Raw genomic sequence first — 11,266 nt, forward strand, 5'->3', positions numbered from 1 at the left:
GCCTCCTCCCCGTGGGCGGGCGGCGGTGGCGCGGGCTCTCCCGGTGCCGCCGGAGTGGTGGGGCGGGCCGCGTCCCAGACGTAGGCGCCGCGGGCCAGGCTGCCGCGCAGCAGCGGCCGGCCCGCCGGCCGGGAGGCGGGGTGGACGACCGGGCCGACCGGGCGGATGAACATCACGCCACCCCCAGCCGCTCGGGCGGGATCCGCACCGACCCCGCGATCCGCCCACCCGCCTGCCGCACGGCGATCGCCGCGTCCTCGGCCCACACGTGCTCCACCAGCACCAGCAGCGCACAGCTGCCCCGCTCCAGCAGCCCGGCGGCCTCCTGCACGTCCTCCGGCCCGATCAGCCTCGCCGCCTCGCGGTGGTTCAGCAGCCCGGACAGTTCCACGAACTCGTCGAACTCCGCCGCGATGACCTCCCCCGCCGCCGTCCTGGTGCACACCAGCCCGTCGATCAGCCGTACGTTGCCCGTCTTGCGCAGCCCCATCACGGCGTCCACCGCGGGCACGCGCAGCTGTTCCTCGGGGAAGGCGAGCACGATGAACTCCACAGGTCCCATGTCCACGGCTCCCGATCGTTTCTGACGACTCTTCGGCAGACTATGACATAGCGGGCCTTAAGCCCCGTACGCTTGCTACGTTTCCGATATGACCGCATTGACGGCAAAGGCGGCGCGCCCCGCGCCGCCGCCCGGACAGTCCCACCCCCCGCGCCGCGGCATCGAGCTGGCGCTCCTGGCCGGCGCGGTCCTCCTCTCGCTCCTCGGCCACCTCTACGCCGGCCTGGCCACCACCGGCCACCTCCCGCCCGGCTCCGGCCGCTACGCCGCCGGCCTCGCGGCGGCCGCCCTGCTCGCGCACCTCGCCGTCCGCCTCTGCGCCCCGTACGCCGACCCGCTCGTGCTGCCCATCGCGCTGCTGCTCAACGGCCTGGGCCTGGTCCTCATCCGGCGGCTGGACCTGACCACCCCCGGCCACGCGGCGGCGGACAGCCAGCTGCTGTGGTCGGCGCTCGGCGTGGTGCTGTTCGTCGTGGTGGTGGTGGCGCTGCGGGACCACCGGGTGCTCCAGCGCTACGCCTACCTCAGCATGACCACCGCCCTGGTGCTGATGCTCGTACCGGTGTGCTTCCCGGCGGTCAACGGCGCCCACATCTGGGTGCGGTTCGCTGGGCTCTCCTTCCAGCCCGGCGAGTTCGCCAAGATCCTGCTCGCCCTCTTCTTCGCCACCTACCTGGCCGCCAACCGCACCGCGCTCGCCCTGACCGGCCGCCGGATCGGGAAGCTGCGCCTGCTGCCCGGCCGGGTGCTCGCGCCGATCCTGGCCGTCTGGCTGCTGAGCGTGGGCGTGCTGGTGCTGGAACGGGACCTGGGGACCTCGCTGCTGTTCTTCGGACTGTTCGTGATCATGCTGTTCGCGGCCACCGGCCGGATCGGCTGGATCGCGGTCGGGCTGCTGCTCGCCGGGCTGGGCGCGTACGCGGTCGGCACGTTCGAGCCCCATGTGCACGGCCGGGTCGAGGACTGGCTGAATCCTTTTGCCTCGATCGAGCGCGGCGAGGGCCCCGGCCAGCTCGCCCAGTCGCTGTTCGCCTTCGGCGCCGGCGGGGTGCTCGGTGCCGGGCTCGGCCACGGCCGGTCGTTCCTGATCGGCTTCGCCGCCAAGTCGGACTTCATCCTGGCCACCGCGGGGGAGGAGCTGGGGCTGGCCGGGGTCGGCGCCCTCCTCGCCCTCTACGCCCTGCTGGTCGCCCGCGGCTTCCGGGCCGGCCTCGCGCTGCGCGACCCCTTCGGCCGGCTCCTGGCCACCGGACTCGCCTCGATCCTGGCCCTCCAGGTGTTCGTCATCGCGGGCGGGGTGACCGGGCTGATCCCGCTGACCGGCATGGCCATGCCCTTCCTCGCCCAGGGCGGCTCCTCGGTGGTCACCAACTGGATCATCGTCGCGCTGCTGGTCCGGCTCGGCGACAGCGCCGGCCGTCCCGGGGCCGGTGACGCACCGCCGACCCTCCGGCTGCCGGAGGCCGCCCGGTGATCCGCTGCATCCGCTGGTGCGCGGCCTTCTGCGCCCTGCTCTTCGCCGCCCTGTTCGCCAACGTCGGCCGGGTGCAGGTCTGGGAGGCCGCCGCGCTCGACGCGCACCCGGCCAACAAGCGGACCGCCATCGACCGCTACGCCCGCCCGCGCGGGGACATCCTGGTCGACGGACTCCCGGTGACCGGCTCCCGCGACAGCCGCCAACTGCTGCGCTACGAGCGCAGCTACCGCGACGGGCCGCTGTACGCGCCGGTGACCGGCTTCTCCTCGCAGACGTACGGCACCAGCTTCGTCGAGCGCGCCGAGGACGCCGTGCTCTCCGGCACCGACCCGGGCCTGACCGCCTTCCCGCTCTGGTACGAGCTCTCCCGGGGCCGTCCGGCCGGCGGGAACGCCGTGACCACCGTCCGGGCGGCCGTGCAGCGCGCGGCGTTCCAGGGACTGGCCGGCAAGCGGGGCGCCGTGGCCGCCGTCGAGCCCTCCTCCGGCCGGATCCTGGCCCTGGTCAGCAGTCCCTCGTACGACCCCGGGGTGCTCTCGGGCACCGGCCCGGCCGTCCGGGCGGCCTGGGCCCGGCTGAACGCCGACCCGGCCCGGCCGATGCTCAACCGGGCACTGCGGGAGACGTACCCGCCCGGCTCCACGTTCAAGATCGTGACTGCGGCGGCGGCCCTGGACAGCGGGGTGGTCACGGACGTGGACGCCCCCACCCGCACCCCCGACCCCTATCCGCTGCCCGGTACCAGCACCCTGCTGCCGAACGTGGCCACCGGCTGCGAGGACGCCTCGATGGCCGAGGCCGTGCAGTGGTCGTGCAACACGGTGATGGCCAGGATCGGGGTGCAGGTGGGGCTGAAACGGATGGTGGCGGCGGCGGAGCGGTTCGGCTTCAACGACGACGGGCTGCGGGTGCCGGCCTGGGTGTCCCGGTCCAACTTCGACACCGACATGAGCCCGGACCAGCTCGCGCTGTCGGCCATCGGGCAGTTCAACACCACCGCGACCCCGCTGCAGATGGCCCTGGTCGCCGCGGCCGTCGCCAACGGCGGGGAGATCGCCCAGCCCCGGCTGGTGGAGCGCGCCACCCGCGACGACGGCTCCCCGGTCCGCACCGGCCAGCGCCGCTCGCTCGGCCGCGCCATGAGCCCGGCGACCGCGCTGCGCCTGCAGCAGCTGATGGTGAAGGTGGTCGAGGACGGCACCGGCCGCAACGCCGCCGTCCCCGGCGCGGTGGTCGGCGGGAAGACGGGCACCGCCCAGCACGGCGTCGGCAACGCCGGCACCCCCTACGCCTGGTTCATCGGCTGGGCCAAGGCCGAGGACGCCCCGGTGCCGGGCGTCGCCGTGGCGGTGGTGGTCGAGGACGCGGCGGCCCGCCGCGGCGACATCAGCGGCAACGGCGCGGCGGCCCCCATCGCCCGCGCGGTCCTCCAGGCGGCCCTGACCCCGGCGCCCCGCTAGGCTCCGGCGCCGGGCTGGGGCCCGTCCCGTCCCGGCCCGGCCCGTTCCGTCCCGGCCCGTCCCGTCCCGGCCCGTCCCGGCCCGCGCCTTGGCCTTGGCCTCGGCCGGGGCTAGGCCTGGTCCGCGCCGTCCGCGACCGCCGCCGCCACCTCGGCGACCCGGGCCCGCTCCTCGGCCGCGAAGCGTTCGCGGTCGAGGGCCTCGGCGATCTCCTCGTCCTGGCTCATCAGCAGGTCCAGGCTCGCGTCGCCCAGGTCGAGGACGCCCATGTCGACGTAGGCCCGCTGGAGCCGCTCCCCCCACAGGCCGATGTCCTTCACGCACGGCACGATCCGGCTGAACAGCAGCTTGCGGAACAGGTGCAGGAACTCCGACTGCTCCGAGAGCTCCTCGGCCTCCTTGCGCGCGATGCCGAAGTTCTCCAGCACCTCCACCCCGCGCAGCCGGTCCCGCATCAGGTAGCAGCCCTCGATCACGAACTCCTCGCGCTCGCGCAGTTCGGCGTCGGTCAGCTGCCGGTAGTAGTCCCGCAGCGCCATCCGTCCGAACGCCACGTGCCGGGCCTCGTCCTGCATCACGTAGGCGAGGATCTGCTTCGGCAGCGGCTTGGTGGTGGTGTCGCGGATCATCCCGAACGCCGCCAGGGCCAGGCCCTCGATCAGCACCTGCATGCCCAGGTACGGCATGTCCCAGCGGGAGTCGCGCAGGGTGTCGCCGAGCAGGCCCTGGAGGTTGTCGTCGATCGGGTAGAGCATGCCGATCTTCTCGTGCAGGAAGCGCCCGTAGATCTCTGCGTGCCGGGCCTCGTCCATGGTCTGGGTGGCCGAGTAGAACTTGGCGTCCAGGTCCGGCACCGACTCCACGATCCGGGCCGCGCACACCATCGCGCCCTGCTCCCCGTGCAGGAACTGGCTGAACTGCCAGGAGGTGTAGTGCCGGCGCAGGTCGCCCTTGTCCTTCTCGGTCATCTTGGCCCAGTGCCGGGTCCCGTACAGGGTCAGCACGTCGTCGGGGGTGCCCAGCGCGTCGTACGGGTCGACCTCCAGGTCCCAGTCGATGCGCTTGGCGCCGTCCCACTGCTTGTCCTTGCCCTTCTGGTACAGGGCCAGGAGCCGGTCGCGCCCGTCGTCGTAGTCCCAGCTGAAGCGGGCCGATCCCGTGGCGGGGACCTGCCATCCGCGGCCTGGGTCCTGGGTGTAGAGCGGTTGCGTCGACACTGACGTCTGCCTTCCCGTTGCGTTGCGGAACCGGGCAGTTGGCAGTGCAGCACGTTGGTAGACACCGGGTCAACAAGTCGTGCGCGAGGGATTGACGACCTTGCTGACAAGCAGTCCAATAAGCGGTGACCACCGGTAACCCGGTTCACCGCCGCCGAGCCCTCCGAGGTGTCCCACGCCATGACGACCACGACCGACCGCGCGTTCCTCGTGGACGCCCTCGGCCCGCTCAAGGACCGGGAGCAGATCGCCGCACGGCTGCTGGAGTCCTCCGCCAAGCACTCCTTCGACCCCGACCGCGAACTCGACTGGGACGCCCCGCCCGTCGAGGGCAAGTGGTACTGGCCGCCCGAGCTGGTCTCGCTCTACGACACCCCGCTGTGGAAGCGGATGCCCGAGGAGCAGCGGATGGACCTCGCCCGCCACGAGGCGGCGGCCCTGGCCTCCCTCGGCATCTGGTTCGAGATCATCCTGATGCAGCTGATGGTCCGCCACATCTACGACAAGGCCCTGACCAGCAATCACGTCCGCTACGCCCTCACCGAGATCGCCGACGAGTGCCGGCACTCGATGATGTTCGCCAAGATGATCAGGACCGGCGGCGCCCCCGCCTACCCGGTCTCCCGGCTCAACCACAACCTCGGCCGGATCCTCAAGACCATCTCCACCACCCCCGGCTCCTTCGCCTGCACCCTGCTCGGCGAGGAGATCCTCGACTGGATGCAGCGCCTGACCTTCCCCGACGAGCGGGTCCAGCCGCTGGTGCGCGGCGTCACCCGGATCCATGTCATCGAGGAGGCCCGGCACGTCCGTTACGCCCGTGAGGAGCTGCGCCGCCAGATGGTCACCGCCCCGCGCTGGGAACGGGAACTGACCCGGATCAGCTGCGGCGAGGCCGCCCGCGTCTTCTCCCTCGCCTTCGTCAACCCGGCCGTCTACGACAACGTGGGCCTGGACCGCCGCGAGGCCGTCGCCCAGGTCAGGGCCAGCGGACACCGCCGCGAGGTGATGCAGACCGGCGCCAAGCGGCTGACCGACTTCCTCGACGAGATCGGCGTGCTGCGCGGGGTCGGCCGGAAACTGTGGCAGAGCTCCGGCCTGCTGGCCTGAGCCGGGCCCCCGGCCTGAGCCGGGCCCCCGGCCTGAGCCCGGCCTCGTCGGGGGGCTCGGCCCCGCGCCGGCGTCGGCCCGGGCCCTTGCGTCGTACGGCTACGCTGCCCGCATGACCCGGACGACCCGGACGACACCCGTGGCCGCGCGCGCCTACCGCCGCCTGAGCGTGGAGGAGCGGCGCGCGCAGCTCCTGGACGCCGCCCTGTCGCTGTTCGCCCACCGGGCCCCGGAGGACGTCTCGCTGGACGACGTCGCCGAGGCCGCGGGGGTCTCCCGTCCGCTCGTCTACCGCTACTTCCCCGGCGGCAAGCAGCAGTTGTACGAGGCCGCGCTGCGCTCGGCCGCCGACGAGCTGGCGGTCTGCTTCGCCGAGCCGCAGACCGGGCCGCTGACCCTGCGCCTGGCCCGGGCCCTGGACCGCTACCTCGCCTTCGTCGACCAGCACGACACCGGGTTCAGCGCCCTCCTGCACGGCGGCAGCGTGGTGGAGACCTCCCGGACCACCGCCATCGTGGACGGCATCCGGCGCCGCGCCGCCGAGCAGATCCTGGTCCACCTGGCCGTGCCCCGGCCGGGCCCGCGCCTGCGGATGATGGTCCGTACGTGGATCACCGCCGTCGAGGCCGCCTCGCTGATCTGGCTGGACGAGGGCAAGCAGCCCACCGTGGACGAGCTGCGCGACTGGCTCCTCGACCATTTCGTCGCCCTGCTCACCGCCACCGCCGCCACCGACCCGGAGACGGCGGCCGTGGCGCGCGCCGCCCTGGCCCTGGAGGCCCCGGACGGGCCCGTGGGCGTCCTGGCCCGGCGCGTGATCCCGGTGGTCTCCGAGGCGGCGCACCTGCTGTGACACTGGTGGGGTGAGAAGCGAGAACACCCCGTTCGAGGGCGGCCCGATGGACGGCCGGGTCCTGCCGGTGCTGGTCGGACCGACCGGCCACCCGCCCAAGTGGTACGAGATCCCCGTCCCGGACGCCGCCGGCGGCCCCCCGACCGTCCTGTTGTACGAGCGGGTCCCGGCCGGCTACAGCAAGCGGCTGGGCCTCCAGAAGGGGTGGAAGTACGCGTACCGGCCCGACGGGGTGAAGCCGAAGCTCCGGTGGCCCTGGACCCGGCCGAAGCCGGCCCCGGCCGAGGACGGCCCGGGCCCGCAGTAGGCCCACCACCCACCGCCCGGCCCGCGTGGCCCGCGGGTTTCGGCTCGGGCTCAGGGTCGGGGTCGGGTCAGGGGGCCGGGTGCAGCGGGTCGCCGGTGTCGTCCGGGGGCGGCGGCAGCCGGAGGGTGGCGACGGCCCCGCCGTCCGGGGCGTTGTGGAAGGTGAGGCTCGCGCCCAGCACCTCGGCCTGGCCCAGTGCGATGGTCAGGCCCAGCCCGTGGCCCTTGGCCCCGGCGCGGGTCTCCGTACGGAACCGCTGCGGGCCGTGCGCCAGCAGGTAGTCCGGGTAGCCGTCGCCGTGGTCCCGCACGGTCACCACCGGGCCGTCCACGGTCAGCAGCACCGGGGTGCGGCCGTGCTTGTGCGCGTTCGTCACCAGGTTCCCCAGCACCCGCTCCAGCCGCCGTCGGTCGGTCTCCACGCACAGGTCCCGCACCACCTCGACCTGCGTGTCGGTGCCCGACGCCCGGACCACCCGTTCGGCCAGCGGGCCCAGCGGGTGCAGGTCCGCCTCGACCTGCTCGCTGCCCGAGTCCAGCCGGGAGATCTCCAGCAGGTCCTCGGTCAGCTGCCGCATCGTGCGGACACGTTCCTGCACCAGCTCGGTCGGCCGCCCGGCCGGCAGCAGTTCGGACGCGGCCTGCAGACCGGTCAGCGGGGTGCGCAGCTCGTGCGCCACGTCCGCGGTGAACCGCTGCTCGCTCAGCAGCTTCGCCTGCAGCCCGGCCGCCATCGTGTCCAGCGCCCCGGCGACCGTGGCCACCTCGTCCTGGTGCCGCGCGGGGTTCTTGGTGCGCGGGTCGTCCACCCGCGCGTCCAGGTCGCCGCCGCTGATCCGGCGCGCCACCGTGGCGGTCTGGTGCAGCCGTCGGGTGACCCGGGTGACGGCGAACGCGCCGACCAGCAGGGTGCCGCCGATGGCGAGCACCGAGGAGCCGATGATCGCGTTGTCCAGCCCGCTGATCGTGCGCGCGCTCTGGCTGTAGTCGATGGCCGTGGCCAGCGCCCGGCCGTCCGCGGGGGCCGCCGCCCACATCGTGGCCCGGCCGTCCTTGTCGGCCACGATCGTGCCGCGCTGCCCGGAGACGGCCAGGGCGCGCAGCGACGGCGGCAGCCCCGGCAGGTCCAGGCCGGTCTCGGGCGGGAGCTGCTCGCCCGCCTCGTAGGCGCGGGCGGCGTCGTGCAGCTTCGTCAGCGCCTTCTCCCGGGCGGTGCGCACGGTCTGCCGGGTCACCTCGACGTGCACGAGCGCACCGAGGACGGCCGCCAGCGAGCAGCACATGACCACGATGAAGCACGCCGACTTCCAGGTCAGCGTGGCCGTCCAGGCCGGCAGCCGGGGGCCGCGGGACCGGAGGCCGCGGGACCGGGAGGCACGGGAGATACGGGAGGTACGGGGTCTCATGGCCGGCTCATCGGGGTCCGGAGGGCGGGGCGGGGCGCACCCCGGGACCGGGACCGGTGCCGTTCCCCGGGCCGTTGCCGTTGCCGTTGCCGCTGCCGTTTCCCGGGCCGGTGCCGCCGCCCGGGCCGGTCCCCGGGTTCTGTTGCGGGACCCGGACGATCTGCTCGCGGGTGGGCAGCATCGTGCGCTGCTTCTCGTCCCAGGACCAGGCGGTGATCAGCTCGTAGCCCGGGTTGCCGCTGGGCACGCGGACGATGACGTCCCGGCCGGCCAGCTCCACGCTGACGGCGGTCTCGGTCGTCGCCATGATCCGGTTGAGCCGGCCGTCGGGGTCGGCCGTGTACACCCGGACCGACAGCATCCGGTCCGGCAGCTCGATCCCGATGATCAGCTCGTCCTTGCCGTTGCCGGTCAGGTCCCGGTAGTACGGGCTGAGCACCGGGCACTGCGGGGTCCGCTCGCCCGGCCGGCAGCCGCGGATGGCGTCCGCCGTCTCCTTGGGCATGCCGTCGGGGCCCACGTCCGCCTTGGGGTGGTTCTTCACCTCGGCCTGCACCAGGGCGACCGGGTCCACGGCGTGCACGTCCTCGTCCCGCACCGGCGGGATGCCCTTGACGTACTCCGGCGGGGCCCCGCCCGGGTCGGCCGGCGGAACCGTCGCGCCCTGGCGGCCCGGCCACAGGTGCACCGGTCCGCTCGCCGTCGGGGTGGGGCCGGCGGCGTCCAGGCCGCCGGTGTTGGTGCAGGCGGCGGTCAGCAGGACGAGGGGGAGCAGGGCGGCGCAGGTCGCCACCGTGCCCGTGCGAAACCGCTTCACCGCGTCCCGCTTCCTCCCGCCTTGTCCGCTGTGCCCGCTGCCCCGGTCGTCGTCGAGACCGGGACAGGTGTTCTGATCGCGTCAACCGATCGCGTCAACCTTAGACAGAGGTCCGGACCCCGCGCCCACGGGCCTACCCGCGTAGCTGCGGCGGCGGCCTTCGCACGCCGGCCGTCGGCCGGTGCGCGGCTCAGGAGTCCGTACGGCCCCGGCGCAGCATCGCGAAGCCCAGACCGGCGGCGCCCACGGCCGCCATGCCCGCGCCCGCGGCCAGCACCAGCACCCCTTCGCCGGGCCCGTCGGCCAGGGTGTCGAGCCGCAGCGCGCGGGCGGTGCCGCCGTCCGCGGCGCCCGCGCCACGCCCGGCGGACCGGTCGGCCACGGACCCCCGCCCCTGGCCGTCCGCCCCGGTGGCGGTAGTGGTGTCGATGGCCCCGGTCGCCCCGGCGGTGGCCACCGCGGGCCGGGCCCCGCCCAGCGGCTCGGACCGCAGCGGGGTGGTCCCCGCGTACGCCGTCCGGGTGGCGGTCTTGCGGCCGTCCGCGACCGGCTCGGCGTTCGGGTGCGCCCCGCCCGCCGTCCAGGAGGACAGGTGGCCGCCGGGCCCCAGGGCCAGGTGCAGCGCGCCGGCCGAGCCGTAGCCGGTCGCCCCGCCACGGCTGGTGAGCGTGGACAGCGTGGCCCCGCCCTTGACCACCTCGGCCTCCCAGGCGTCCGGGCCCACCCGGTAGACCTTGGCGACCGAGACCCCGTCCGCCAGGGACAGGCTCTTGACCAGGGTCCGCTGCGGACCGGCGGACTGCGCGGCCGCCGCGGCGGCCGCGGCCGGCACCCCCTCGGCCAGCGCGGCCGCGGCGGGCAGCGCCAGCAGGCTCCCGGCGCAGGCGGTCACGGCGGCGGCGCGGACGAGAGTGCGGCGGACGGTGCTCACGGGAAGTCCTTCGGTCCTACGAAGCGGGTCGGGCCCCGAGGTCCGGGCGACGGCAGGAGCGGCGCTGCGGTGCTCCGGTCGTCGTCCGGCGGGACGCCTGGCGGTCGTCCAGGCTGGACCCCAAGGTAGGGCGCGGATCTTGCGGCACGGTCGTGGTTGTGTAACAGCCACCCTGCGGGGTGGCGGCGGAGTCGTTACACGACCGCCGGATTGCCGCATCCGGGGGATTGCCGCGGCCGCCCCGGGCTGCTCCCATGGACGGCGGGGGTGAGGGCGATGAAGGTGGTTCCCGGTGGGCGGCCCGGGCGGGGGAGGCTGTACGTGACCCTGCCGGACGGCCGCAGCGTGGCCTGGTACGACCGCGAGGCGGGCCGGGTGAACGTCCTGTCCGAGGTGCACACCGAGGCGGTGGTGGCGGCGTTGCGCCCGTACCTGAGCGGCTCCTGGACCGTGGGCCCGCCGCCCGTGCCGGGCGCGGCCGACCTCGTACGGCTGTCCCTGCACCCCGACGACGACCTGGCGCCGAACCGGCCCGCCGAGCACCTGCTCGGCGAGGTCGAGTACGGCACCGGCGGCACCCGGGCCCGCCACCGGCTGCGGCAGGACCTGCTGGCCCAGACCAGGTTCGGCGCCGAGCTGGACACTCTGGAGGACGCCGGCTGGCGGGTCCTGCACGCCGTACCGCTGCCGGGCGCCGGCCGGATCGACCACCTGCTGATCGGACCCGGGGGAGTGCTCTGCGTCCGTACGGTGCCGGGCCGGCGGCAGCGGGTCCACGTGGGCGACCTGCTGGTCACGGTCGGCCGCACCGAGCCCCGCCCGGACGTCCGCTGGTGCCGCCGCGCCGCCGAACGCGCCGGCCACGCCCTGACCGCCCCGGTCCGCCCGGCCCTCGCGGTGGTCGACGCCGCGCGCGTGGACGTGGCCACGACCCTCCGCGACGTGCGCGTCCTGACCCCGGGCGACCCGACCACCACCCTCGCCCGCGAGGGCGGCGTCCACAAACCGGCCGAGATCGAAACCTTGCACGCCCGCGCCCGCGACCGCCGGACGTGGGCGGACGTGTAGGGACCGTCTTTCGGGGGCCGCCTCGCCGGCCCCCGGGCCCCGCCCCCCGGGGCCGGGGG

Annotated in this window: 11 protein-coding genes; 6 read left to right on the forward strand and 5 right to left on the reverse strand. The window is 74.7% G+C overall.

Annotated features, from left to right (window positions below; genetic code table 11):
• Positions 1-172: 172 nt before the first annotated feature.
• Entirely contained in the window at positions 173-562 is a 390-nt protein-coding gene (locus EF918_RS25425) for a DUF6325 family protein (protein ID WP_125650878.1), read from the reverse strand.
• A gap of 88 nt (positions 563-650) precedes the next feature.
• On the opposite strand from EF918_RS25425, the gene EF918_RS25430 reads away from it, so the two are divergent.
• Together EF918_RS25430 and EF918_RS25435 are read left to right on the forward strand one after the other, a co-directional pair.
• On the forward strand, positions 651-2,036 hold the full coding sequence (locus EF918_RS25430) for an FtsW/RodA/SpoVE family cell cycle protein (RefSeq protein WP_125650862.1): 1,386 nt from the start codon (positions 651-653) through the stop codon (positions 2,034-2,036).
• Positions 2,033-3,499 (forward strand): penicillin-binding transpeptidase domain-containing protein, encoded by a 1,467-nt coding sequence (locus EF918_RS25435; RefSeq protein ID WP_125650864.1) that lies wholly within the window; start codon positions 2,033-2,035, stop codon positions 3,497-3,499. The genes EF918_RS25430 and EF918_RS25435 overlap by 4 nt, the downstream gene beginning before the upstream one ends.
• Before the next feature lie 110 nt (positions 3,500-3,609).
• On the opposite strand, the gene EF918_RS25440 is transcribed toward EF918_RS25435, so the two are convergent.
• Entirely contained in the window at positions 3,610-4,716 is a 1,107-nt protein-coding gene (locus EF918_RS25440) for a ferritin-like domain-containing protein (protein WP_125650866.1), read from the reverse strand.
• A 180-nt stretch (positions 4,717-4,896) separates the two neighbouring features.
• Here EF918_RS25440 and EF918_RS25445 point away from each other — a divergent pair, with 180 nt between their 5' ends.
• From EF918_RS25445 to EF918_RS25455, 3 genes are all read left to right on the forward strand, one after another.
• Positions 4,897-5,826 carry a diiron oxygenase gene (locus EF918_RS25445; RefSeq protein WP_125650868.1) on the forward strand — a complete coding sequence of 310 codons (930 nt, stop codon included), beginning with the start codon at positions 4,897-4,899 and terminating at the stop codon, positions 5,824-5,826.
• A 112-nt stretch (positions 5,827-5,938) separates the two neighbouring features.
• On the forward strand, positions 5,939-6,679 hold the full coding sequence (locus tag EF918_RS25450; protein ID WP_185921913.1) for a TetR/AcrR family transcriptional regulator: 741 nt from the start codon (positions 5,939-5,941) through the stop codon (positions 6,677-6,679).
• 10 nt (positions 6,680-6,689) lie between these two features.
• Positions 6,690-6,986: a hypothetical protein gene (locus tag EF918_RS25455; protein ID WP_125650870.1), complete on the forward strand. Its 297-nt coding sequence runs from the start codon at positions 6,690-6,692 to the stop codon at positions 6,984-6,986.
• Positions 6,987-7,053: 67 nt separating this feature from the next.
• Here the strand turns inward: EF918_RS25455 and EF918_RS25460 are convergent, their stop codons facing one another.
• The 3 genes from EF918_RS25460 to EF918_RS25470 all read right to left on the reverse strand — a co-directional run bounded on the left by EF918_RS25460 (position 7,054) and on the right by EF918_RS25470 (position 10,139).
• The gene (locus tag EF918_RS25460; protein WP_125650872.1) at positions 7,054-8,391 is read right to left on the reverse strand and encodes a HAMP domain-containing sensor histidine kinase; all 1,338 of its coding nucleotides are present in this window, start codon (positions 8,389-8,391) and stop codon (positions 7,054-7,056) included.
• Between the two features lie 7 nt (positions 8,392-8,398).
• A complete protein-coding gene (locus tag EF918_RS25465) occupies positions 8,399-9,208 on the reverse strand; it encodes a hypothetical protein (protein WP_185921914.1) in 810 nt (269 codons plus the stop codon).
• Positions 9,209-9,398: 190 nt separating this feature from the next.
• The gene (locus EF918_RS25470; RefSeq protein WP_125650874.1) at positions 9,399-10,139 is read right to left on the reverse strand and encodes a hypothetical protein; all 741 of its coding nucleotides are present in this window, start codon (positions 10,137-10,139) and stop codon (positions 9,399-9,401) included.
• A gap of 321 nt (positions 10,140-10,460) precedes the next feature.
• On the opposite strand from EF918_RS25470, the gene EF918_RS25475 reads away from it, so the two are divergent.
• Positions 10,461-11,207 (forward strand): nuclease-related domain-containing protein, encoded by a 747-nt coding sequence (locus EF918_RS25475; RefSeq protein ID WP_312847861.1) that lies wholly within the window; start codon positions 10,461-10,463, stop codon positions 11,205-11,207.
• Positions 11,208-11,266: the final 59 nt, after the last annotated feature.

The sequence above is a fragment of the Streptomyces sp. WAC06614 genome, from assembly GCF_003949795.1.
Taxonomy (GTDB): domain Bacteria; phylum Actinomycetota; class Actinomycetes; order Streptomycetales; family Streptomycetaceae; genus Streptomyces.